The 22,655-nt window shown below is 74.0% G+C and carries 18 protein-coding genes; 10 read left to right on the plus strand and 8 right to left on the minus strand.

Annotated features, from left to right (window positions below; genetic code table 11):
* Positions 1-137: 137 nt before the first annotated feature.
* On the plus strand, positions 138-758 hold the full coding sequence (gene coaE, locus AB0C78_RS47050; RefSeq protein WP_360761524.1) for a dephospho-CoA kinase: 621 nt from the start codon (positions 138-140) through the stop codon (positions 756-758).
* A gap of 2 nt (positions 759-760) precedes the next feature.
* Here the strand turns inward: coaE and AB0C78_RS47055 are convergent, their stop codons facing one another.
* The gene (locus tag AB0C78_RS47055) at positions 761-6,649 is read right to left on the minus strand and encodes a TIR domain-containing protein (RefSeq protein ID WP_360761526.1); all 5,889 of its coding nucleotides are present in this window, start codon (positions 6,647-6,649) and stop codon (positions 761-763) included.
* A gap of 126 nt (positions 6,650-6,775) precedes the next feature.
* Between AB0C78_RS47055 and AB0C78_RS47060 the strand changes: the two genes are divergently transcribed.
* Positions 6,776-8,008, plus strand: a complete 1,233-nt coding sequence (locus tag AB0C78_RS47060; protein ID WP_360761528.1) for an SLC13 family permease — start codon at positions 6,776-6,778, stop codon at positions 8,006-8,008.
* Between the two features lie 9 nt (positions 8,009-8,017).
* On the opposite strand, the gene AB0C78_RS47065 is transcribed toward AB0C78_RS47060, so the two are convergent.
* Genes AB0C78_RS47065 through AB0C78_RS47075 form a run of 3 tightly spaced genes read right to left on the minus strand, consistent with a single transcriptional unit; the run spans position 8,018 to position 10,756 of the window.
* Positions 8,018-8,905, minus strand: coding sequence for an inositol monophosphatase family protein (locus AB0C78_RS47065; RefSeq protein WP_360761530.1), 888 nt, complete (start codon positions 8,903-8,905; stop codon positions 8,018-8,020).
* A 29-nt stretch (positions 8,906-8,934) separates the two neighbouring features.
* On the minus strand, positions 8,935-9,699 hold the full coding sequence (locus AB0C78_RS47070; RefSeq protein WP_360761532.1) for a hypothetical protein: 765 nt from the start codon (positions 9,697-9,699) through the stop codon (positions 8,935-8,937).
* Positions 9,700-9,742: 43 nt separating this feature from the next.
* Positions 9,743-10,756, minus strand: coding sequence for a hypothetical protein (locus tag AB0C78_RS47075; protein WP_360761534.1), 1,014 nt, complete (start codon positions 10,754-10,756; stop codon positions 9,743-9,745).
* A 216-nt stretch (positions 10,757-10,972) separates the two neighbouring features.
* Between AB0C78_RS47075 and AB0C78_RS47080 the strand changes: the two genes are divergently transcribed.
* From AB0C78_RS47080 to AB0C78_RS47090, 3 genes are all read left to right on the plus strand, one after another.
* Positions 10,973-12,124, plus strand: coding sequence for a histidine kinase (locus tag AB0C78_RS47080; protein WP_151544383.1), 1,152 nt, complete (start codon positions 10,973-10,975; stop codon positions 12,122-12,124).
* Between the two features lie 105 nt (positions 12,125-12,229).
* Positions 12,230-14,347 (plus strand): excinuclease ABC subunit UvrB, encoded by a 2,118-nt coding sequence (gene uvrB / locus AB0C78_RS47085; RefSeq protein WP_360761536.1) that lies wholly within the window; start codon positions 12,230-12,232, stop codon positions 14,345-14,347.
* A 109-nt stretch (positions 14,348-14,456) separates the two neighbouring features.
* A complete protein-coding gene (locus tag AB0C78_RS47090) occupies positions 14,457-15,230 on the plus strand; it encodes an alpha/beta fold hydrolase (RefSeq protein WP_360761538.1) in 774 nt (257 codons plus the stop codon).
* A gap of 4 nt (positions 15,231-15,234) precedes the next feature.
* Here the strand turns inward: AB0C78_RS47090 and AB0C78_RS47095 are convergent, their stop codons facing one another.
* The gene (locus AB0C78_RS47095) at positions 15,235-15,720 is read right to left on the minus strand and encodes a GNAT family N-acetyltransferase (protein ID WP_360761540.1); all 486 of its coding nucleotides are present in this window, start codon (positions 15,718-15,720) and stop codon (positions 15,235-15,237) included.
* 126 nt (positions 15,721-15,846) lie between these two features.
* Here AB0C78_RS47095 and AB0C78_RS47100 point away from each other — a divergent pair, with 126 nt between their 5' ends.
* The 3 genes from AB0C78_RS47100 to AB0C78_RS47110 all read left to right on the plus strand — a co-directional run bounded on the left by AB0C78_RS47100 (position 15,847) and on the right by AB0C78_RS47110 (position 18,471).
* Entirely contained in the window at positions 15,847-16,359 is a 513-nt protein-coding gene (locus AB0C78_RS47100; protein ID WP_360761542.1) for a GNAT family N-acetyltransferase, read from the plus strand.
* Between the two features lie 126 nt (positions 16,360-16,485).
* The gene (locus AB0C78_RS47105) at positions 16,486-17,529 is read left to right on the plus strand and encodes an SGNH/GDSL hydrolase family protein (RefSeq protein WP_360761544.1); all 1,044 of its coding nucleotides are present in this window, start codon (positions 16,486-16,488) and stop codon (positions 17,527-17,529) included.
* Positions 17,530-17,700: 171 nt separating this feature from the next.
* Positions 17,701-18,471 (plus strand): trypsin-like peptidase domain-containing protein, encoded by a 771-nt coding sequence (locus AB0C78_RS47110; protein WP_360761546.1) that lies wholly within the window; start codon positions 17,701-17,703, stop codon positions 18,469-18,471.
* Between the two features lie 57 nt (positions 18,472-18,528).
* On the opposite strand, the gene AB0C78_RS47115 is transcribed toward AB0C78_RS47110, so the two are convergent.
* Positions 18,529-19,110, minus strand: a complete 582-nt coding sequence (locus tag AB0C78_RS47115) for a TetR family transcriptional regulator (protein ID WP_360761548.1) — start codon at positions 19,108-19,110, stop codon at positions 18,529-18,531.
* A 70-nt stretch (positions 19,111-19,180) separates the two neighbouring features.
* Between AB0C78_RS47115 and AB0C78_RS47120 the strand changes: the two genes are divergently transcribed.
* Positions 19,181-19,756 (plus strand): dihydrofolate reductase family protein, encoded by a 576-nt coding sequence (locus AB0C78_RS47120; protein ID WP_360761549.1) that lies wholly within the window; start codon positions 19,181-19,183, stop codon positions 19,754-19,756.
* Positions 19,757-19,779: 23 nt separating this feature from the next.
* On the plus strand, positions 19,780-20,748 hold the full coding sequence (locus AB0C78_RS47125) for a CapA family protein (RefSeq protein ID WP_360761551.1): 969 nt from the start codon (positions 19,780-19,782) through the stop codon (positions 20,746-20,748).
* Here AB0C78_RS47125 and AB0C78_RS47130 read toward each other — a convergent pair.
* Both AB0C78_RS47130 and AB0C78_RS47135 read right to left on the minus strand, forming a co-directional pair.
* Positions 20,745-21,650: an SDR family oxidoreductase gene (locus AB0C78_RS47130; protein ID WP_360761552.1), complete on the minus strand. Its 906-nt coding sequence runs from the start codon at positions 21,648-21,650 to the stop codon at positions 20,745-20,747. The genes AB0C78_RS47125 and AB0C78_RS47130 overlap by 4 nt on opposite strands.
* A 13-nt stretch (positions 21,651-21,663) precedes the next feature.
* A complete protein-coding gene (locus AB0C78_RS47135; RefSeq protein WP_360761553.1) occupies positions 21,664-22,251 on the minus strand; it encodes a helix-turn-helix domain-containing protein in 588 nt (195 codons plus the stop codon).
* Positions 22,252-22,655: the final 404 nt, after the last annotated feature.

Genomic DNA, 22,655 nt, shown 5'->3' on the forward strand with positions numbered 1-22,655 from the left:
GCGCCCCCTTACGGGGCGGCGCCGACCCCCCCCCCCCCACCGCGAGCGGGTCGCCGCGCACCTGACGTTCGTGCACATGCGCAAGGCCCTCGTCCCCGCCGAGACCCCCTGAATCCCGCGCCCGCTAGGGTGGGCGCGTGCTGAAAGTGGGACTCACCGGCGGAATCGGGTCGGGCAAGAGCGAGGTGTCCGCGCGGCTGGACGAGCGCGGCGCGGTGGTCATCGACGCCGACAAGATCGCCCGCGAGGTGGTCGAGCCGGGCACCCCGGGCCTCGCCGCGGTCGTCGCCGAGTTCGGCGCGGACGTGCTGCTGCCGTCCGGCGCCCTGGACCGCGAGAAGGTCGGCCGGATCGTGTTCGCCCACCCGGAGCGGCTCGCCGCCCTCAACGCGATCGTCCACCCGCTGGTGGGGGAGCGGATGCAGGAGCTGATGGACGCCGCCCCCGCCGGCGCGATCGTCGTCTACGACGTCCCGCTGCTCGCCGAGAACGGCCTCGCCGGCATGTACGACGCGGTCGTGGTCGTGGACGCGCCCGAGGAGACGCAGCTGGACCGGCTGACGTCCCGCCGCGGCATGACCGAGGAGGACGCCCGCGCCCGGATGGCGAACCAGGCCACCCGCGAGCAGCGCCGCGCCGTCGCCACCCACGTCATCGACAACTCCGGCACCCTCGACGACCTCAAGTCCCAGGTGGACGCCCTCTGGGAAACCCTCACCCGCCAAGCCGCCGACAAGGCCGCCCGCGAGCAGACCTGAGCCTAGAACGCCGCATCCATGGGGAGCTGGCGGACTTCGCGGAGGTAGGTGTCGAGTTCGCCGGGTTCGAAGCGGCACATGCCGACGGCGTACCAGAACTCGGCGGTGGCGTTGCCCTCCCACTTGTAGCGGCCGTCGGGGGCGAGCGCGGCCCAGCCCTCGGCGAGGCCGAGGAGGGTCGCGCGGCGCGCGGGCGCGGTGCGGTCGGACACGTCCCAGAGGATGACGGCGCCGTCGTCGCCGGCGGTCGCGAGCTGCGTCCCGTCGGGGCTGAACGCCGCCGACCAGACGCGGCGGGTGTGGCCGGTGAGGGTGTGCAGCGGCCGGCCGGTCGCGGGGTCCCAGAGGCGGACGACGAGGTCGTCGCCGGCGCTGGCGAGCATCTCCCCGGACGGGTGGAACGCGGTCGTCCAGAGGCGCCCGGCGTGGCCGCGCAGCTCGTGCAGGGCGTCGCCGGACGCGGTGTCCCACAGCCGGACGGTGCCGTCGTTGCTGGCGCTGGCGAGGACGTCGCCGGACGGCGCGAACGCCACCTGGTAGACGCGGTCGGCGTGGCCGCGCAGCGCCCGGACGAGCTCGCCGGTCCGCGGGTCCCAGAGCCGGACGACGCCGTCGTCGCAGCCGGTCGCGACGGCGCCGCCGCCGGGGTGGAAGGCGATCGAGCGGACCCGGCCGCGGTGGTCGGCGAGGTTGACGATCTCCCGGCCGCTCGTCCAGTACCAGAGCCGGACGCTGTCGTCGTCGTTGGCGGTGGCGAGGACGTCGCCGTCGGGCGCGAACGCCTGCGCCCACACGTGGTCGGTCTCGACGTTCAGCTCGCGTTCGAACGTGCCGGTGCCGGCCTGCCACAGGTGGACGCCGCCGTCGTTGGTGGCGGTGGCGAGCTGGGAGTCGCGGTCGTTGAAGGCGGCGGAGGTGAGGTTGTCGGCGGCGCCGCGCAGCTCCCGGATCATCCGGCCGGTGCGCGGGTCCCACAGCCGGACGAGGCCGTCGTTGCCGCTGGAGGCGAGCAGGCCGCCGTCGGGGCTGAACGCGACGCCGGTGACGCGGCGGCCGTGGCCGCGCAGCACGGTGCGGCACTGGCCGGTCTCGGCGTCCCACATCCGGGCGGTGCCGTCGTTGCTGCTGGTGGCGAGCTGCCGGCCGTCGGGGCGGAACGCGAACGGCCAGACGGCGCCGCGGTGCCCGGCGAGCTCGAGGCGCTGCCGGCCCGTCTCGGGGTCCCACAGCCGGACGGACCCGGCGCTGTCGGCGGTGGCGAGGCGGCCGCCGTCGGGGCTGAACGCGGCCTGGTAGATGCCGCCGCCGTGGCCGGACAGGGTGGCGCGGTGCCGGCCGTCCTCCCAGAGCCGGACGGACCCGTCGGTGTCGCCGGTGACGAGGAGGCCGCCGCCGGGGTGGAACGCGATGGCGTAGACGCGGCCGGTGTGGCCGAGGAGCTCCTGCCGGATCTCGCCGGTGCGGATGTCCCAGAGCCGGACGACGCCGGCCTCGTCGCCGGCCGCCAGCACCGAGCCGCCGGGGTGGAACACGGCGCGGAACACGGCGCCGCGGTGGCCGGTCAGCTCGCGCCGCAGCGCGCCGGTGGCGAGGTCCCAGACGCGCAGGGTGCCGCCCGCGTCGCCGGTGACCATGAGGGAGCCGGCGGGGTCGAACACGGCGGTGTAGACGGGCGCGGTGTGCCCGGCCAGGTCGTGGAGGTGCTCGCCGCTGGTGGCGTCCCAGATCCGGATCGTGCCGTCGGCGGCGCCGGCGGCGACGAGGCTGCCGCCGGCGGGCGCGTGCCCGCCGACGACGACGGGCCACACGCCTTCCGGGTGGACGGTGAGGGTGTGCGCGCACCGTCCGGTCGCGAGGTCCCACAGGCGGACGGTGCCGTCCGCGGAGCCGCTGGCGAGGAGGTTCCCGTCGCGGTCGAACGCCACCGCGTAGGCGCGGTCGCGGTGGCCCTGCAGGGTGCGCAGCGGGGTGCCGGTGACGGCGTCGCAGACGAGCACGCCGCCGTCCTCGCTGCCGACGGCGAGGACGGACCCGCCGGGGCTGTAGGCGAGCGGCTGCGGCAGCCGGCTGGTCTGGAAGTGGAAGCCGTAGGGGACGCCGACGGCGGCGGGCGCGACCTGGATGTCGATGGGGCGGCCGGGCGCGATGGCGGCCTCGCGCAGCTCCGGCGCGGTCGCGATCCGGTCCGGCAGGTCGGCGTCGACGAGCGCGGCGCGCGTCCAGCGGCTGCCCTCGACGGCGGCGTCGCGCAGGTCGGCGCGGGCGAGCCGGGCCCGGGACAGGTCGGCGCCGCGCAGGTCCGCGCCGGTCAGCTTCGCCTCGTCGAGGCGGGCGCCGGCGAGCGAGGCGTCCCGCAGCACCGCGCGCGACAGGTTCGCGCCGACGAGCTGCGCGTCGGTGAGGTCGGCGCCGGTCAGGTCGACCTCGTGCAGGTCGCGGTAGGACAGGTCCTCGCCCTGCAGGCGGGCGCCGCGCAGGTCGGTGCGGGCGGGGGTGCGCAGCCGGGTGGTGACGCGGATGGCGTTGGCGCGGGCGGTGTCGTCGGCGGCGGGGTCGGCGAGGACGCCGGCGGCCCAGTCCTGGCAGGCGCGGGTGTCGGCGAGGTCGCACAGGAAGTCGACGGTGAGCTGGGACAGCGCCCGGCGGCTCAGCGCGGCGGGGGCGGCGCCGCGGGCGAACCCGTCGGCGATGTGCCGGGCGACGAGCCACTCCATCACCGACCCGTGGATGAAGCCGAAGAGGCCCTCGTCGGTGCGGACGAGCAGGCTGCCGGCGCCGACCGCGTGCGTCACCTGGTGCGGGGAGAGACGTCCCTCGGCGAGGCCGGTGAGGGTGTCGGCGACGTCGGCGAGCTCGGCGAGGCGCAGGAACTGCTCGTTGCCCTCCCACAGCCGCAGGGCGAGGGTGCCGACCGCCTCCCACATGTCGTCGACGGCGAGGCCGGACGGCCCGCCGCTGCCGCGGACCCGCTCGGCCTCGTACGCCAGCCACGACGACAGGATCTCGTGGTACAGGTCGGCGGGGCTGACCGTCGTGCGGGCCTGCGCGACGGCGCGGAGCCGGTCCTCGGGGAGGTCGGCGATGAAGCTCAGCATGCGCGGGTTGGACGTCAGCGCGAGCAGCTCCTCGATGCCCGACAGCAGGCCGAGGCGGGCGTCGGCGGTCTGCTCGTCGCCGTACCGGTTGACCAGGTACGAGCGGACCTGCCGGGGGGTGAACTCCTCCAGCCCGAGGACGCGCCGGTGCGGCAGCACCCCGACCTTCTCGCCGAGGGCGGTCAGCACCTGCGCCTGCGACTTGAAGTGCTGCGTGCGGCTCGCCACGACGATCTTCGCCTTGTCCTGCGCGGCCTGCAGCAGCGTGTCGAGGTGGTCGGCGGCCCGGTCGTAGGTCACCCGGGTGACCAGCTCGTCGAACCCGTCGAACAGCAGCACGATGCGGCCCTGCCGCAGCATGTAGTGGAACGCCTTGAGGTCGATCAGCTCCTCGCCGTGGTTCGCCAGGTGCGCGGCGACGAGCCCGTCCACCGAGTGCGCCTTGTCGAGCGCGCGCAGCTCGATGAGGATCGGGACGACGTGCGGCAGCTCCTCGGGGATGCGGCGGGCCAGCTCGCGCAGCGCGAACGTCTTGCCCCGCCCGAAGTCGCCCAGCAGCAGCAGGAACCGGCCGTGGTCGGCGGCCAGCAGCCGCAGCATCTCGCCGACGACGTCCTCCGCGACGCCGACGCCCTCCGCCGGCGCCTCGTCCGCCCCGTCCTGGCCGGACGGCGCGTCCGGGCGGAACCGGTCGAGCTCCCGGTACCGCTGCGGGACGTACAGCGACGGCGGGTACAGCCCGCCCGCCGACAGCCGGGCCGTCTGCGCCGACACGTACTCCGACAGGTCGAGCAGCCCCTGGAACTCGGTGAGGCTGCGGACCCGGATGCCGCGGCGCAGCGCGTCCTCGCGCAGCGACCGCGGCGGCGCCGCGCCGAGGTAGACCAGCTCGGACCCGTGGTCGGCGCCGTCGGCGTGCACGTGCCGGGCGAACGCGTCCACGTCCTCCTCGGTCACCTGCCCGACGTGCGCGCCGATCCGGTACTGCCGGACGAACCCGTCCTCCAGGTGGGTGAGCAGCAGGTGCGGCGGGTCGGCGCGGCCGTCCTCGCGGGGCGGCGGGACGACGCGCCGGATCGTCGCGCGCTCGAACCGGGTCTCGCACGCCTCGGTGAGCCGGTCCAGCAGCCGGGCCGTGGGGTCGGGCGCCGGGTCGGCGGGACCGGCCGGGGTCGCGCCGGGGCCGAGCTCGGGGACGGGACCGGCCGGGCCCACCGGCGCCGCCTCCTTGGGCGGGAACGTTCCCGCCGTCTTCGACCAGGTGACGTCGAGGCGTTCGGGGCCGCGCCTGGCGGCGTCCTCGGGGATCCACCGCTCCAGGCCGTCGGGCCGCAGCACGACGGTCTGGTGCCGCCCGGGCCCGAGCGCCGGGACGGACGGGACGCCGGAGCCGAGCAGCGGCACGGCGCCGAAGTCGGACTCGGTGCCCTGGAAGAACAGGTTGAGGTGGCCGCCCAGCAGCGTTTCGACGGTCTCGGGGTCGCGCAGCGCGCCGGGTTCGCCGGCGATGGGCGTGTGCTCGACCGCGCCGAGCCGCAGCCACCCCTCGTCCTCGAAGTGGCGGAGCCGCTCGTTGAACCACGCCGCCTGCGCCTGCCCGACCCGCCCGTACCGGTCCTCCTCGCGGTGCGACTGCGGCAGCGTCGAGTTGAGCCCGGCCACCACGACCTTCAGGTCGGGGACGGGGAACAGCGTCCACGGCTGCGCGCTGTCGAAGACCAGCGAGTCGAGGCCCTGGTAGAACTCCTTGAACAGGTTCGCGAAGTGCCGCCATTTCGGCCAGTAAGGCGGCTGCGGCTCGATGTCGTCGGCCTCGCAGCTGGAGAAGTACGCCTGGCACGCCGCCCGCGTCACGTCGTGCGTGCCCGGCACCACCACGACCCGCTGCGCCTCGAGGCCGAGCAGGGCGCGCAGGCTCGTCAGGAACGACAGCGCCTCGGCGAACTCCTTGCGGCTGCCGGAGTGGGTGAGGTTGCCGGTGACGACCAGCAGGTCCGGCCGCGGGACGCCGGCGTCGGCGAGCCGGGTCACGTCGCTCCAGATGCGGTCCTGCAGCTCCGCCGCCGTCGTCGGCTCGCCCGGCTCGGCGAGCGTCCGGCCGAACCGCGGCCCGGACACGTGCAGCACGCTCAGCCGCTCGCGGGGCTCCTCCCCGCCGTTCGCGGAGGGGAACGCGGGCGCCGCCACGGGCGCGCGGCGCGCGGGCCGCTCGCCCGCCGGCTCCGGCCGCTCCGGCCCGCCGAGGCCGTCCTCGACGGACCCGGCGCCCTCCAGGCGGCCCACGATCGCCGCAGGACCGCCCGCGGTACCCGGACCGCCCCCTGGGAATCCGGGACCGTCCGAGGGGCGCGCGTGGCCGATCAGCGCCTCCTGGATGCGCCGCATCAGCAGCCCGCGCGCCTCGTCGGGGTCCTCGATCCCGACCAGGTCCACGTAGGTGATCGTCGACAGCAGCCCGTCGATCGGGCAGTCCTCGATCCGGACCGTGACGAGCTTGCGGGCCGGGTCGTCCGGGTCGGCCCGCAGCGCCGCCATCCACTCCAGCCGCCCGTACCGCGAGCGCAGGTAGTTGCGCGACAGCACCGCCACCACGGCCTTGGCCTCCGACAGCCCCCGGTCCATGAAGTCGATGAAGTTCGTGCCGGGCACGAAGTCCCACGCCTGCATCATCGTCCGGTGCCCGGCCGCCTCCAGCTGCCAGGCGATCCAGGACGCCCACCGCTCGTCGGCGGGGGAGTAGCTGATGAAGAAGTCGGTGGGACGCTCCTGCCGCGAACGGCCGCCGGGGGGAGTCATGCCGCCAGTATCGCGCCTGGGACGGCGATCTCCACCGCACCGCCCCGGTGAGCCGCGTGCGCCCGCGTGCGCCCGCGCGGGTGGCGGCGCGGTGGTCCGCCGGGGCACCGGCCCGGTTATGGGATCATGGCGCGCGTGTCGCCCCCGATCGAGATCGCCCGCCGCGCGGCCCGCTCGCTGGGCGTTCTCGACTGGATCCGCATCGGCGTCCTCGCGCTCGGCCTCGTCTTCGTCGCGACCGGGGCGCTGCCCGCCGAGACCGCGCGCTCCAGCGTCGGACGCATCGCGCCGCTGCTGCTGTTCCTGTTCGCCATCATCGTGCTCGCGGAGCTGACCAAGGAGGCCGGCGTCTTCGACGCCATCGCGCAGCGGGTGGCGCGCGCAGGGCGCGGCCGTTACGCCTCCCTGTTCCTGCTGTGCGTGGCGTTCGCGGCGGTCAACACCATCTTCCTCAACCTCGACACGACGGCGGTACTGCTCACCCCGGTCATGCTGGCGCTCGCGGCGCGCGCGCGGATCGCGGCCTTGCCACTCGCCATGACGACCGTGTGGCTCGCCAACACCGCGAGCCTGCTGCTGCCGGTCTCCAACCTGACGAACCTGCTCGCCGCCGACCGGGTCGCCCTGGAGACCCCCGAGTTCGCCGTGCGGATGTGGCTGCCGCAGACGGCGGTCCTGGCCGTCACCATGGTGCTGCTGTGGGTGTTCTACTGGCGGCGGAGCATGCGCGGCGAGGACGCCTACGACCCGCCCGAGCCCGTCCCCGTGCGCGACCGGGTGCTGTTCTCCACGACCGGCGTCGCGTGCCTGCTGTTCATCGGCGCGATCCTTGCGGGCGTCCACACCGGGATCCAGCTCGGCATAGCGACCACCGTGGCCGCCGCCGTGGCCGTCGCCGCGTTCGCCGTCCGGGACCGCTCCGCGCTGCGGCCCGCGCTGATCCCCTGGCAACTGATGGTGTTCGTCACCGGGCTGTTCCTCGTCGTCCCCACGCTGGAGCGCTACGGCCTCGACGATGCGATGCGCGCGCTCGTCGGGACCGACGACGGCGCCTCGGGAGCGTTCCGCGCGGCCTTCTCGGGGGCGGGCCTGTCGAACGTGCTGAACAACCTGCCCGCCTACGTCGCGGGCGAGTCCGCCGTGCCCGCGGCCAACAAGGACCAGCTGCTCTCGCTGCTCGCCGGCACGAACGTGGGGCCGGTCATCACCCCGTGGGGGTCGCTCGCGACGCTCCTGTGGTTCGAGTGGTGCCGCCGGTGGGACGTCCGGGTCCCAATGCGCAAGTTCGTCCTGACCGGGGCGGCCTTGGCCGTCTTCGGCTGCGCCGCCGCCGTCGGGGCGCTGCTGCTGACCCGCTGACCGGGCCGGTCAGGGCGCCGGGGCGCTCCCCGCATTGCTCCCCGCGGCGGTCTCCGCGGCGGTTTCGAGCAGGCGGTCGAGCAGCTCCGGGCGCGCCGCGACGAAGCTCAGCTCCGCCGGCGGCCGGTCGATGCCCAGCTCGTACGGCGCCCCGTCCAGGCGGCGCAGCTCCGCGCCCGCCTCCGCCGCCAGCAGCGCCCCCGCCGGAAGATCCACGATCTCCGGCAGGTACCCGACGAACCCGTCGATGTCGCCGCGCGCCAGCATCGCCCACCCCACCAGCGGCGCCCACAGCTGCAGCATCCGCGCGCACCCGGCCTCCACCCGCGAGCGCAGCCGGAACGCCGCGGCGTCGCCCGGCCTCACCTGGTGCCCCTGCGTCCACGCCAGAACCGGGTTCCGCTCCCGCCCGGGACGCGGACGCTCCGGCAGCGTGAGCGGCGCTCCGCCCGGGCCCTGCGCGCCGCCGCCGTTCAGCGCCGACCAGGTGCGTCCCGTCACCGGGTCATGGACGACGCCCAGCACCGGCTCCCCGCGCGCGCACAACGCCAGGCCGACCGCGTACACCGGCATCCCTATGGCGACGTTGTTGGTGCCGTCCAGAGGATCGACGAGCCACACCATCTCCTCGCCCGGCGCGCCGTCCAGGATCCCGGACTCCTCCGCGATGATGCGGTGCCCCGGGTACGACGCGCGCAGCCGCTCCAGGATCAGCGACTCGGCCGCCATGTCCAGTTCCGTCACCACGTCCCCGGCCGTGCCCTTGGGCCGGACGTCCACCGGGCCGTCCACCCGGGACCGCAGCAGCGTCCCCGCCGCCTCCGCGGCCTCGACCGCGACCCGGCGGGCCTCCGAGAGATCGACCGGGAGGGCCGGTGACGGGATTCCGGTTCTCATCGGTGCCTCTCCAGTCGTCGAAGGCCCGCCTACCGGCGGGCCGAGCGGTGCCGGCGCCCGTACGGGCCGGAGGACGGCGGTTCGTCGGCGGGCAGGGACGCGACCCCGGCGGGGCCGGGATGCGCGGTCGCGATCCGGTGCGCCGAGCGCCGCAGCGCCCGCACCGTGTCGCCGGGGTCGGACCGGGAGCGCCGCACCCGGTGCGTCGGGACGTCCAGCGGCCCGAGCGACAGGTCGCCGCCGCCGGGCGTCTGCCGCCCCAGCGCAACCGTCGCCGCGTCCAGGCCGTCCTCGATGAGCGTGCTGTGGAACACCCCCGCGGGCAGCGTGTACGACTCCCCGGTGCGGTGCGTCGTCGAAGGGCCGGGACGGTAGCGGACGGCTCGGCCCGTCGCCCGCAGCTCGTCCACGTCGCCGCTGCTCACCACCTCGAACACCTGCCCGGCGCTCTCCGCCGCGGCGACGCCCGGTGCCGCGCCCGGCTCTTCGAGGACGTCCATACGGACGTTCCGCACCGTCCCGTACAGGACGAAGCTGAGCAGATCCCAGCTGTGGCAGTGGACCGGCGACGTCGTCGACGGGGCGGGCCGCACCTCAGGCGTCCAGATGTGCAGGCACACGCCGAGATCGCCGCTGCGCTCCACCGGCAGGCACAGGAAGCCCAGAGGGTGGCGCACCGCCGCGACCGGCGAGCGGCCCGCGACGGCGTCCGCCAGGACGCGCCCGGCCCACGCCGGCAGCGTCCGCGCGGCCCGGCCGGCGCGGATGTCCCCCTGGATCTCCTCGTACCTCATCCCGTCCCGCCACGTCCTCCCGGCGGCCGGCGGCGCGGCCCGGTCATTCGTACGGGTCCTTCGCGCGCAGCGCCTTGCGGATGATCTCGATGACGTCCCGGTCGGTGTAGGAGGGCGCCAGATGGATCCCGATCACCTCGAAGAGCTTGCGGACCTCCTCGACGGTCGGCTCGTCGTCCAGCGGCGCCAGCCGCGCCTGCTCCACCGGGACCCGCCGCGCCTGGTCCAGGCTCATCTGCAGCTCGGCGCTCACCCAGCTGTAGTAGAACTTGTCGTTGTCGACCACCAGCGCCTCGCCGCGCGGGTCGTCGCGGGTCACCACCAGCCGCGTCGACGCCAGGTCGTAGCGCAGCGTCGTCATCGTCTGCGCCAGGCCGATGTCGATGTCGAGCATCCCGAAGCGCTGCTTGTGCCAGCACGCCGCCAGGAGCGTCGCGTACGCCTCCTTGCGGGTGCGCTCCAGCGTCCACTTCTCGCCCGTCGCGTCCGGCGCGTCCGACACCGAGCGCCGGTGCCGCGCGTACGCCTCGCAGACCTCCACGTTGGTGGGGTCGAGGATCTCCAGCCGGAACAGCAGCGTGCGCCGGTCCCGGCGGGCGGCCGCCACGCACTCGGGCAGCGTCTTGGCGCGGATGTAGGTCCCGGTGCCGCCCTTGAAGAACCACCGGTCGGTGTCTCGGCGCGCCTCCTCCAGCACGTGCGCGACCTGCCCGCCGCCGATCACCCGCACGACCGCCGTCTCGTCCAGCGCCCGCTTGGTGCCCGCCAGCACGCCCTCGAACTGCTCGATGTGCGCCAGCCGGCCGCTCAGCTCGTCCAGCGTGGCGGAGGACGCGCGCAGCGTGTCGCGGACCTCGGCCTCCACCGGGATGCGGCGGCCCCGGTCGCGCAGCACCGAGGTGGCCAGCAGCGCGATCACCGCGAGGACGGCGCTGTTGGTGATCTCGTCCTCGTGCGGCAGGTTCACCCCGAGCCCGAGCACCGCGACGGTGATCGCCAGCACCAGCGCGATGAAGGCGTCGGCGTTCTTCCCGAGCCACGTGGCGAAGCGCGTCATCGTCTGCGGCCATCCCCGTCCTAGTCGGCGCCGTCATCGTAACCACAGCACCGGGACGGCGGGAAAGCCCTGCGGGCGGGGCGTCGCGGGCACCGCCGGGCCACACCCCCGTCACCGGAACCGCCATCGGCGCCCCCACCTGGGCGGGGACCGGACGGGCGGTCCCCGCCCATCGGGCCCGGTTCGGGTCCCCTGGCCTGCCTATAGGCTCGTCGCATGCACCTCCGGGGCTGGTGGTCGGCGGCGTGGCCGACGCGGCGTTCACGCGCGCTGGACGTCACCCTGGCCGTGTCCTTCGCGGTTCTGGACGGCCTTTTCCTGTGGTTCTCCCCGCAGCACTTCTGGCTTCCGCACACCGTCACGTCGGCGTGCAGCGTGATCATCGGCCTCAGCATCGTCGTGCGCCGCCGGCACCCCGTCGCGCTGGCGGTCTTCGCGACGGCGTTCAGCGCGGTCACCGGGGGCGGCGCGTTCGTCGTCCTGGTCATCCTGTACTCGCTGGCCGCCTACGCGACGTCCCGCCGGGTCGTCTTAGCGGTCGCGGCTCTGAACTACGCCGTCGGCCTCGCCTTCCCCGCGCCGACGTCGAGCAACGACAGCTTCCTCGTCCAGGCGATCTTCGGGACCACCTTCACCGCGGTGCCCGTCCTTCTGGGCCTCTATATGGGGGCGCGCAAGCAGCTCCTGGCGTCCCTCCAGGAGCGCACCGCACGCCTGGAACGCGAGCAGCACCTCCTCGCAGAGCGCGCGCGGGGCGAGGAACGCACCCGCATCGCCCGCGAGATGCACGACGTGGTCGCCAACCGGATCAGCGTCATGGTCGTCCACGCCGGCGCCCTCAAGGCCGTCGCCGCCCGCGACCCCGGACGGGCCGCCGAGACCGCCGCCGTCATCGGCGACATGGGCCGGCAGGCCCTGGAGGAGCTGCGGCACGTCATCGGCGTCCTGCGGCAGGGCGAGGAGGCGCTCCCGCAGGAGGCCGTCACCCTCCAGCACGTGCGCGAGCTGATCGGCCAGTCCGGCGCGGCGGGGCTGCGGGTCGTCCTGTCCGTCCGCGGGGTGGAACGTCCCATGCCCACCGCCGTGGGACGGACGCTCTACCGGCTCGTCCAGGAGGCCCTCACCAACGTGCACAAGCACGCGGGCGCCGCCGACACCCGCGTCGACCTCGGCCTGCTCCCCGAGGCGATCGAGGTGGAGATCGCCAACGACCCGCCCACCGCGCCGCCCGCGCACGACCTGCCGAGCGGCGGGCACGGCCTGGTCGGCCTGCGCGAGCGGGTCACCGCGCTCGGCGGCAGCTTCGAGGCCGGCCCGCGCGGCGGCGGCTACGCCGTCAGCGCCCGCCTGCCGCTGCCCGCCTCCTGACCGTTTCACCGGCCTGACCTGCGGAAATATCGGACGGTCCGCGATTGTCGTACCTGCTGCATAGAGTGGGCGGGAAGCGAAGGAAGACCAGGGGGAGAGGCGATCATGCGGCCGATCACGGACCTGCGGCGCCGCGTGGCGCCGTTCGAGGTCGTCACCGAGATGACGCCGTCGGGCGACCAGCCGCAGGCGATCGCCGGGCTGGCCGAGCGCGTCGCGCGCGGCGACAAGGACTCGGTGCTGCTCGGCGCCACCGGCACCGGCAAGACCGCCACGATCGCGTGGCTGGTCGAGAAGCTCCAGCGGCCCGTCCTGGTCATGCAGCCGAACAAGACGCTGGCCGCGCAGTTCGCCAACGAGCTGCGCGAGATGATGCCCGGCAACGCCGTCGAGTACTTCGTGTCGTACTACGACTACTACCAGCCCGAGGCGTACATCCCGCAGACCGACACCTACATCGAGAAGGACTCCTCGATCAACGACGAGGTCGACCGGCTGCGGCACTCGGCGACCAACTCGCTGCTCACCCGCCGCGACACCGTCGTCGTCGCGTCGGTGTCCTGCATCTACGGCCTCGGCACCCCGCAGGAGTACGTCGACCGGATGGTCCGGCTGCACGTCGGCCAGGAGATCGACCGCGACGACCTGCTCCGCCAGCTGGTCGGCATGCAGTACACCCGCAACGACCTCGCGTTCACCCGCGGCACGTTCCGGGTCCGCGGCGACACGATCGAGATCATCCCGCAGTACGAGGAGCTCGCCGTCCGGATCGAGATGTTCGGCGACGAGATCGAGAAGCTCGCCACCCTGCACCCGCTCACCGGCGAGGTCATCACCGAGGACGAGGAGCTGTACGTCTTCCCCGCCTCCCACTACGTCGCCGGGCCCGAGCGCATGGAGCGCGCCATCCGCGACATCGAGGCGGAGCTGGAGGAGACCCTCGCCGTCATGGAGCGGCAGGGCAAGATGCTCGAGGCGCAGCGGCTGCGCATGCGCACCACCTACGACATCGAGATGATGCGCCAGGTCGGCACCTGCTCCGGCATCGAGAACTACTCCCGGCACATCGACGGCCGCGGCGCCGGCACCGCCCCCAACACCCTCCTCGACTACTTCCCCGAGGACTTCCTCCTCGTCATCGACGAGTCCCACCAGACCGTCCCGCAGATCGGCGCGATGTACGAGGGCGACGCGTCCCGCAAGCGGATGCTGGTCGAGCACGGCTTCCGGCTCCCGTCCGCGATGGACAACCGGCCGCTGAAGTGGGAGGAGTTCCTCGACCGCATCGGCCAGACCGTCTACCTGTCGGCGACGCCCGGCCCCTACGAGATGAACCGGGTCAAGGGCGACGTCGTCGAGCAGGTCATCCGGCCCACCGGCCTGATCGACCCGGAGATCGTCGTGAAGCCCACCAAGGGCCAGATCGACGACCTCGTCCACGAGATCCGGCTGCGCACCGAGCGCGACGAGCGGGTCCTCGTCACCACCCTCACCAAGAAGATGGCCGAGGACCTCACCGACTACCTCCTCGAACTCGGCGTCCAGGTCCGCTACCTGCACAGCGAGGTCGACACGCTGCGCCGCATCGAGCTGCTGCGCGAGCTGCGCGCCGGCGAGTTCGACGTGCTGGTCGGCATCAACCTGCTGCGCGAGGGCCTCGACCTGCCCGAGGTGTCGCTCGTCTCGATCCTGGACGCCGACAAGGAGGGCTTCCTCCGCTCGGAGACGTCCCTCATCCAGACGATCGGCCGCGCCGCCCGGAACGTCTCCGGCCAGGTGCACATGTACGCCGACACCGTCACCCCGTCGATGGAGCGCGCGATCGACGAGACGAACCGGCGCCGCGCCAAGCAGCAGGCCTACAACGAGGAGCACGGCATCGAGCCGACGGCGCTGCGCAAGCGGATCGCCGACATCCTCGACTCCCTCGCCCGCGAGGACGCCGACACCGAGACCCTCATCGGCGGCGCCGGCCGGCAGCAGAGCCGCGGCAAGGCCCCCGTCCCCGGCCTCGCGTCCCGCGCCAAGGAGGTCGGCCGGCACGCCGCCGACCTGGTCGGCGACCGCCCCCGCGAGGAGCTGGAGGGCCTCATCGAGCAGATGACCGAGCAGATGCACCAGGCCGCCGCCGACCTGCAGTTCGAGCTCGCCGCCCGGCTCCGCGACGAGATCAAGGAGCTCAAGCGCGAGCTCCGCGAGATGAAGGAGGCCGGCGTCAAGTAGCGCGCCGCGTGCGCGGCCGGATCCGGTCGCGCGCCGTCCTCGGCCCTCACCTGCGGCGGCGGCGGAAAACGGGTACCGCTCGATGGGCCGGATCCCGCAGGATCGGGGCATGCGGAAAACCGTGCGCGAGGGACGCCGCATCGCCTGGGAGACCATGGGGAGCGGGCCGCCGCTGGTGCTGCTGCACGGCTCCTTCGGCGACCGCGGCACCTGGCGGTCCGGCGGCCACGCCGACGCGCTGGCGGGGGAGCATCGGCTCGTCCTCATCGACGCGATCGGCCACGGCGGCAGCGACGCGCCGCTCGACCCGTCCGCCTACCGCGTCGAGCGGCAGGTGGACGACATCGTCGCCGTGCTGGACGCCGAGGGCATTGGCCGGACGGCCTTCTGGGGCGCCTCGATGGGCGGCACCATCGGGTTCCACCTGCTGGCCCGCCACCCGGACCGGCTCACCTGCCTGATCGCCGGCGGCGCGCACCCCTTCGCGGCCGGCGCGGAACCCGCTGAAATCGAGCAGGTGGCCGCGCTCTGCCGGGAGAAGGGCGCCGAGCCGTTCGTCGAGGCGGCGGAGAGGCAGAGCACCGTGCCCGGCTGGATGCGCGACGCGATGCTGGCGATCGACCCGGAGGTGCTGGCCACGCAGACCGTCGGGCTCTCGCAGCGGGACGGCGTCGCCGCCGCTGTGGCCGCGTCGGGCGTGCCGGTGCTGCTGCTCGCCGGGGACCGCGACGACCGGCTGCCGGAGATCCGCCGCACCGCCGAGGCCGTCCCGGGCGCGTCGCTGGCGGAGCTTCCCGGCTGCGGTCACCTGGACGCGTTCCTGCGCCTCGACCTCACCCTGCCGGTGGTCCGGCCGTTCCTGCGGCGGTACGCCTCGCCGTGACCCGTCACCGCGCGGCGGTCACCGCGCGGGCCATCTCGAACTGCATCTCGTCCTTGCCGGGACGGCCGGGCTTCGCGGGGCCCGTCCTCGCGAAGCCGTGGCGGGCGTAGAGGCGCTCCGCGCGATGGTTCCCCTCGAAGACCCAGAGCCTCAGCTCGGCGAAACCCCGGCCGGCGGCCCAGTCCAGGGCGGCGCGGACCAGGAGGTCGCCGACGCCCCGGCCGCGGGCGGACGGCGCCACCCACATGCCGACGAGCTCGGCCGCCGCGCCCTCGTCGGGAACCACGGCGGCCAGCCCGGCCGGGCCGTCGCCGGTCTCGGCGAGGAAGGTGTTGCGGGCGGCGAGCCGGTCCTGCCAGACGTCCGGTGCGAACGCCTCCTCGTGGGCGAGCGACGACCAGAAGGCCTCTGGCGAATCCGCCAGGGACGCGAGCCGGACCGACCGGTACAGCGCCCAGTCCTCGACCTCCAGCAGCCGCACCGTCGCCATGCCGGACACCGTCGCATCCGCCCCGAGCAGGCGGCAACCGGTTTCCGGCGGCGCCCGTCTCGGGAGGACCCGTTTCCGGCGGAAAAGGAGAGGCCGCCCGCCCGCGCGGCGTTCTAGGCTCGCGGGATGCAGTACGACGTGCGTCCCGCGCGGCCCGGGGACCTGGCCGGGCTGCCGGCGATCGAGAACTCCGGCGACCGCCTGTTCGGGTCGGTCGGGATCGTGTTCCCGCCCGGTCCGACCATCGCCGAGGACATGATCGCGAAGGGCGCCGGGTTCCTCGTCGCCGGGGACCCGCCGGTCGGGTTCGCGGCCGTCGAGGAGGTGGACGGCGCGACGCACCTGGAGCAGATCTCCGTGCACGCCGACCTCGTCGGCCGGGGGATCGGCGCCCGGCTGCTGCGCGCGGTGCTGGACGGCGCGGCCCGGCGGGGCTCCCCGGGAGTGAGCCTGCTGACGTTCCGGGACGTCCCGTGGAACGGCCCCTGGTACGCCCGGCACGGCTTCGCCGAGCTCCCCGAGGACCGCTGGGGGCCGGGGATCCGCGCCTACTGGGACGCGGAGATCGCCGCCGGCCTGCACGAACTCGGACCGCGCCTCGTCATGTGGGCGCCGCTGCCCCCGCCCGGGACCGGATGAGGCGCGGCCGCACGTAAAGTTGTTCTCCGGGAACGCGCGACGCCCCGCCCGCGTCCCAGTTCAAGATCTACAACGTAAAGGCGGACGGCGGGTGGCTCCCGGCGTCCCGGTCGTGCGAGGAGGACGATGACCCCGGGGTCCTGGCCGCGTCGGCTGCGGGAGCGTCTCGGCGAGCGGGGGCTCGCCGTCCTCGTCCTGGTGGGGCTGCTGGCCCTGGCGGTGGTCCCGCTGGTGGCGATGCCCGCCGCGCGGTGCAAGACGTTCGGGAGCGGCTGCCCCCGGCCGAAGCCGCCGGTGCGCGCCGACCCCGTCGTCGCGAAGGCCCAGCAGGTCACGGCGCTCCAGGCGGCGACGCGCGGCTCGTACGTCGCGCTCGGCGACTCCTACTCGGCGGGGGTCGGCGCGGAGGCGACGGTCGCCGACCGCAACCCGCTCAACCGGTGCCGGCGGACGTCCAAGGCGTACTACCACGAGGTCTCGACGGCGTTCCGGTTCGCCAAGGGGTCGTCGTTCTGGGCGTGCTCGGGCGCCACCACGAACGACGTGCTCAAGGGGCGGTACGGCGAGCCGCCGCAGCTCGGCCGCGTCAACGCCGACACCAGCCTGGTGACGATCAGCATCGGCGGCAACGACATCGGGTTCTCCAAGGTGCTGGGCGGCTGCGTGATGCACCTGCCGTGGAGCCACAGCTGCACGGACCAGGGCGCGGACATCGCGGGCCGGATGGCGAAGCTGCGCCGGGACCTGCCCGCCCTGCTGGAGAAGATCACCGACCGGGCGCCGTCCGCGCGGGTGATCGTGATGGGGTACCCGAAGGCGTTCTCCGAGGTCACCGGGGTCGGCGGGGACAACATCACGGTGGCGGACCAGCGCTGGCTGAACGCCCGCGCCTACGAGCTCGGGCAGCTCGTCCGGCAGTCGGCCGTCGAGGCGGACGCGCGGATCGTGGCGCGGCACGGCCGGGGGAGCGTGGAGTTCGTCGACGCCTACAGCGCGTTCGCCGGCCATGAGGCGGGCAGCGCGGACCCGTACATGAACGGCCTGGCACTGAACCTGTCGGCGCTGGAGGCCGAGCCGCGCAGCTTCCATCCGACGGCCGCCGGGCAGCACGCGCTGGCGCAGCTGTTCCTCGCGCAGATCCAGAAGGGCCCGGGCCGCCCGCTGTCCTGAAACGGCCACGATGCGACGTACGTCCCGGTCTGACGTGCGGCGACGTCCCTGCGGCACGCCCGTGGAAGGGGCGTGCCGCGCGCCGGAGCGCCGGTCCGGCTTCCAGAAAGACATGGATGTCTGTTTAGCTGTGCGGTGTCCGGTCGCTCCGACTCCTGGAAGTGAGCCCCGATGCCCAAGCTCCTGCGCAGGACCCTCGCCGCCGCGCTCGCCGCCGCGGGCCTGTCCGTGCCCGCGCTGCCCGCGCACGCCGCCTCCCCGGTGCCGCTCGGCGGCGGCTCCGGAATCGTCCAGCAGGTCAAGCAGGTCTCCGGCGGCGGCTACAGCTTCGAGCTGTGCACGCTGACCGCGATCGGCCACGACGCCGCCGGGAACCTGGTCGGCCTGACCAACGCGCACTGCTTCATCGACGCCGACGGCAACAAGCTCGTGGGCGACACGGTCTACGCCAACACCACCCCGGCCGGGACCCCCGGCTCGCCCGCCCCCGCCACGTTCGACTTCGACGCGACCATGGCGATCGGCCCGATCGGCAAGGTCACCTACGTCAGCGAACCCAACAACTACGCCTCCGGCGGCCCCCGTGGCCTGGACTACGCGGTCATCCAGCTCGACCCGGCCAAGGTCGCTCCGGCCGCGACCGTCGGCGCGCCGAACGGATCGACGACGATCGACTCGGTCGGCCAGGTCCCCGCGGCCGGCACCCGGATGTGCAAGCAGGGCCACACCACCGGCCTCACCTGCGGCGCCACGCTCGGCGCCGACGACCCGTGGTACTGGACGCTGATCTGGACGTGGGCGGGCGACTCCGGCGCGCCCGTCGTCAACGGGACGGCCCTGACCGGCTCGGCGTGGGGCGCCCAGCACTTCACGCCCATCGGGAGCATCCTCGCCGACATGAACGCGCACGGCGGTGTCGGCGCGGGCTTCCACGTCAGCTGACGGCCCCGGCCTCCCGCCGCCTCCTCGCGACCGCGGGGAGGCGGCGCCGTTTCTGGATCACGTCCGGTCGCGGGGGAGGGCGCGCTCGACGGCGAGGGCCACGAGGTCCTTCAGGTCGTGCTCGGCGAGGACGTCCGGCAGCGTCAGGTGCTCCACGACCAGCCAGTTCAGCGCGAGGTAGAGCAGCCGTACCGTGTCGGCGTCGCCGGGCAGGCCCGCCTCCAGGTGGTAGGCGATGTTGGCGTCCAGGTCCTGGCGCACCCGCTCGGTGAGGACGGCGCGAAGCTCGGGCCGGCGCGTCGCCTCCAGCCGCAGTTCGAGCAGGGCCAGGTAGCCGGTGCGGAACTCGGCGATCCGGCCGACCGTGTCCTGGAGCAGCGCGGTGACCTTGGCGGCGTCGCGCGGGCCCGCCAGGCCGCCCGCCATGGTCGCGGCGTCCGGCTGCAGCCGCTCGTAGATCCGGCCGCCCGCCTGGGTGAACAGGTCGTCGCGGTTGGCGAAGTAGTTCGACGCGGTCCCGGTGGGGACGCGGGCCTCGGCGTCCACGGCCCGGAACGTCAGCCCGCGCGCCCCCTCCCTGGCCAGGACCTCGATGGCGGCGTCCACCAGCGCCGCGCGCCGCTCCTCGTTCCTCCGCATTGACACCACTCCATGTGTAGTACTAAGTTCAAACCACTCCAACCAGAGTACTACGAACGGAGTTACTCATATGCGCAAGCTCGTCTACTACGTCGGCGTCAGCATCGACGGCTACATCGCCGGCCCCGGCGGGGAGATCGACTTCTATCCCCTCGGCGACGACACGACGGACTGGATCAAGGAGCGCCTTCCCGAGACCGTCCCGACGCACGTCCGCCCCCACCTCGGCGTGGACGCGGACGCGCCCGCCAAGCGGTTCGACACCCTCGTCATGGGGCTCGGCACGTACCGGCCGGCCCTCGACATCGGCGTCACCAGCCCGTACGCGCACATGCGCCAGTACGTCGTCTCCACCACCCTGCCCGCGATCGACGACCCCGCCGTGGACCTGGTCCGCGAACCCCTCGGCCTCGTCCGCGCCCTCAAGGCCGAGGACGGCGGCAAGGACATCTGGCTCTGCGGCGGCGGCCGGCTCGCCGCCGCGCTCCTCCCGGAGATCGACGAGATGATCGTCAAGAGCTACCCGGTCGTCGCCGGCGACGGCGTCCCCGCCTTCTCCGGCCGGTTCGACCCGACCCTGTTCACCCCCGAACACCGCGAATCCGCCGGGACCACCCAGATCACTTGGTTCTCCCGCAAGGGGTAGGACCATCGTGGGGGGAGGTGCCGATGAGCGTCACAGTGGCCCTCGCAGGAGACACGATGCTCGGACGCGGCGTGGCGGAGGAGATCGCCGTGTCCGGCCCGCACGGCCTGTTCGCCCGGGACGTGCGGGCCGTGTTCCACGAAGCCGATCTCGCCCTGCTGAACCTCGAATGCTGCGTGTCCGCGCGCGGAAGCCCCTGGGACGCGCCGGGCAAGCCGTTCCACTTCCGCGCGCCCCCGGAGGCCGTCGACGCGCTCCTCGACCTCGGTGTCGACTGCGTGAACCTCGCCAACAACCACGCGCTCGACTTCGGCCCGGACGCCCTGGAGGACACCCTCGCGCACCTCGAAGCGGCGGGCGTGCGCAGCGTCGGGGCGGGTCCCGGCGTCCGCGAGGCGCGCGAACCGGTGGTCCTGGAGGACGGCGGCCTCCGCATCGCCGTCGCCGGCTTCACCGACCACCCCGCCGACTTCGCCGCCGGGCCCGGGCGGCCGGGCGTCGCGCTCGCCGACCTGGAGCACGGCGTCCCCGCCTGGCTCCGCGACGAGATCCGCGATCTCGCGCGGGCGAACGACGCCGTCCTGGTCATGCCGCACTGGGGCCCCAACATGACCAGCGAGCCGCTCCGCTACGTCCGCCGGGCCGCGAAGGACCTGGTGGACGCGGGCGCCTCGCTCATCGCCGGCAGTTCCGCGCACGTCTTCCACGGCGTCGCCTGGCCTGTCCTGTTCGACATGGGCGACTTCATCGACGACTACGTGGTCTCCGACCTGCTGCGCAACGACCTGGGCCTGCTGTTCCTCGTCACCCTCGGGCCGGACGGGCCGTCCCGCGCCGAGGCCGTGCCGCTGCGCCTGGACTTCGCCCGCACCCGCCTCGCCGGGCCCGCCGACCGGAGCTGGATCTTCGACCGGTTCGCCGCCGCCTGCGCCGAGTTCGGCACCGCCGTCACCGTCGAGAACGACCGGCTCGTCGTCGCGGCGCCGTCCTAGAGCGGGTCTCCGAGCGGCCCGTACTCGTCCACCAGCGCCTCGGCCCAGTGCGCGGCCCAGTCCGGCCGGGTGCCGTCGGCGTCGGTGAACCCGTACTCCTCGTACAGCCCCCAGGTCGCCAGGGCCCGGCCCGACTTGTCCATGACGTCCGGGTCGGCGGCCAGCGCCGCGACGGCCCGCCCCAGATAGGCGGGGCTCTCGGAGTACGCGAAGTGCGGATCCCGCGCCGCCCCGTCCCGCCAGTTCCCCTCCGTGACGCCGAAATGGTCCAGGACCGCCTCGGACCGCAGGAAACCGGGCGTGATCGCCACCGCCGCCACCCCGTGCGGCCGCAGCTCCTCGGCCTGCGCGAACGCCAGTCGGATCACCGCCGACTTCGCCAGGTCGTAGAAGAACGAGCCCCGGTAGCGCGCCGTGTTCCCGTCCGTCACCTGCACCACCAGCCCCCGGCCGCGCGCCACCATCGGCGGGAGCGCGAACCGGGCGGTGATCACGTGCGTCTCCACGGCCTGCCGCAGCAGCCGCAGGCCCGTGCCGAGGTCCTGCTCCCACAGCGGCCGCTCCCAGTCGGTCAGCGGGTCGCCGCCCCACACCGAGTCGACCAGCACGTCGAGGCGCCCGTCGTGCTCCGCCGCGATCCGCTCGACCAGCGCGCGGACCTGCTCCGGATCGCTGTGGTCGGTGCGCACGGGCACGCCCGTCCCGCCCGCCTCCGTGACCAGCGCGGCGGTCTCCTCGATGGTCTCCCGCCGCCCGAGACCGGATCCGCCGGACGCGCTGCTGCGCCCGGACACGTACACCGTCGCGCCGGCGGCCCCGAGCTGCACGGCGATGCCCCGGCCGCCGCCCCGCGTGCCCCCGGCGACCAGCGCGACCTTGCCGGCCAGTGGACGATCCTCCATGATCCCTCCTTCATCACGCCAGATGCGGTGCCAGAGCGGCGTCCAGCTCGCGTTCGAGCCGCTCGGCCAGCGTCCCCCGCCGGTCGAGGGCCCAGCAGAGCCCGGCCCCCGAGGTGACGGCCTGGATCGACCCGGCGAGCGCCACGGCGTCCGTCCCGGCCCGCAGTGCCCCCTCCGCCACCGCCTCACCGAGCAGCGCCGCAATGACCCGCCCGTTCGCCTCGTGGACGGCGAGCGCGCGCGTGTGGAAGTCCGGATCCGTCAGGTCCATGCAGAGGAACGCCAGATGGTTGGCGTACTGCTCCGGCGTGGACATCGCCGACCACGACCGCCGCACGAACGCCCGCAACGCCACCAGCGCCGAGGCCTGCCCGTCGCGCGCTTGCTCGTGCAGTGTTTCGGCGTCCCGCACCGCCTCCTCGGCCAGTGCCAGCAGCAGCCCGCGCTTGGACCCGAAGCGCTGGACGAGCGTCCCCGGCACCAGCCCCACCTCGTCGGCCACCGCCGCGAGCGTCAGCCTTGCCGGACCGACCCGTCCGATCACCTCGACCGCCGCCCGCAGGATCACCGCATCGTCCACCCCTCGCGGCCGCCCCGCCATCGCACCTCCATTAATAAATGACTATGCATTTATTAAATCACGCCGCCTCGCTCTCGTGCCAGACGGCCCCTGCGCCAGATGGCCTCGTCGCGTGGGGCTCCGTGGCGTGGGGGCTCCGTGGCGTAGGGGCTCCGTGGCGTGGGGGCCTTGTGGCGTGGGGGCTTCGCGCTGCTGTGGCTCGGGGCTCTTGGTTCTTGGCTGTGCAGCGAGCAGCCTTCTGCAGGTCAGCAGTGTCGGACAGGGTGTTGGAGCGTTGTGGGGAGGGGCGATGGGGGGACGGGGTGATGGGGGAGGGTGTATCGGCAAGAGGGGTGTTCGGGAGATCGTGGATAAGGGTGTTCGGGTGGTGGGGTGGCGCTTGCGTACGGGGCCGCCCCTCCAAAGTCAAGGGCGCCTTCGGCGTC

The organism is Actinomadura sp. NPDC048394, assembly GCF_040651755.1.
In the GTDB taxonomy this organism is placed as follows: domain Bacteria; phylum Actinomycetota; class Actinomycetes; order Streptosporangiales; family Streptosporangiaceae; genus Spirillospora; species Spirillospora montaniterrae.

Excerpts from the sequence above, each read along its gene's own strand:
- AB0C78_RS47055 (WP_360761526.1), bottom strand. The coding sequence starts at position 6,649 with ATGACTCCCCCCGGCGGCCGTTCGCGGCAGGAGCGTCCCACCGACTTC.
- AB0C78_RS47060 (WP_360761528.1), top strand. The coding sequence starts at position 6,776 with ATGGCGCGCGTGTCGCCCCCGATCGAGATCGCCCGCCGCGCGGCCCGC.
- AB0C78_RS47065 (WP_360761530.1), bottom strand. The coding sequence starts at position 8,905 with ATGAGAACCGGAATCCCGTCACCGGCCCTCCCGGTCGATCTCTCGGAG.
- AB0C78_RS47070 (WP_360761532.1), bottom strand. The coding sequence starts at position 9,699 with ATGAGGTACGAGGAGATCCAGGGGGACATCCGCGCCGGCCGGGCCGCG.
- AB0C78_RS47075 (WP_360761534.1), bottom strand. The coding sequence starts at position 10,756 with ATGACGCGCTTCGCCACGTGGCTCGGGAAGAACGCCGACGCCTTCATC.
- AB0C78_RS47080 (WP_151544383.1), top strand. The coding sequence starts at position 10,973 with ATGCACCTCCGGGGCTGGTGGTCGGCGGCGTGGCCGACGCGGCGTTCA.
- uvrB (WP_360761536.1), top strand. The coding sequence starts at position 12,230 with ATGCGGCCGATCACGGACCTGCGGCGCCGCGTGGCGCCGTTCGAGGTC.
- AB0C78_RS47090 (WP_360761538.1), top strand. The coding sequence starts at position 14,457 with ATGCGGAAAACCGTGCGCGAGGGACGCCGCATCGCCTGGGAGACCATG.
- AB0C78_RS47095 (WP_360761540.1), bottom strand. The coding sequence starts at position 15,720 with ATGGCGACGGTGCGGCTGCTGGAGGTCGAGGACTGGGCGCTGTACCGG.
- AB0C78_RS47100 (WP_360761542.1), top strand. The coding sequence starts at position 15,847 with ATGCAGTACGACGTGCGTCCCGCGCGGCCCGGGGACCTGGCCGGGCTG.
- AB0C78_RS47105 (WP_360761544.1), top strand. The coding sequence starts at position 16,486 with ATGACCCCGGGGTCCTGGCCGCGTCGGCTGCGGGAGCGTCTCGGCGAG.
- AB0C78_RS47110 (WP_360761546.1), top strand. The coding sequence starts at position 17,701 with ATGCCCAAGCTCCTGCGCAGGACCCTCGCCGCCGCGCTCGCCGCCGCG.
- AB0C78_RS47115 (WP_360761548.1), bottom strand. The coding sequence starts at position 19,110 with ATGCGGAGGAACGAGGAGCGGCGCGCGGCGCTGGTGGACGCCGCCATC.
- AB0C78_RS47120 (WP_360761549.1), top strand. The coding sequence starts at position 19,181 with ATGCGCAAGCTCGTCTACTACGTCGGCGTCAGCATCGACGGCTACATC.
- AB0C78_RS47125 (WP_360761551.1), top strand. The coding sequence starts at position 19,780 with ATGAGCGTCACAGTGGCCCTCGCAGGAGACACGATGCTCGGACGCGGC.
- AB0C78_RS47130 (WP_360761552.1), bottom strand. The coding sequence starts at position 21,650 with ATGGAGGATCGTCCACTGGCCGGCAAGGTCGCGCTGGTCGCCGGGGGC.
- AB0C78_RS47135 (WP_360761553.1), bottom strand. The coding sequence starts at position 22,251 with ATGGCGGGGCGGCCGCGAGGGGTGGACGATGCGGTGATCCTGCGGGCG.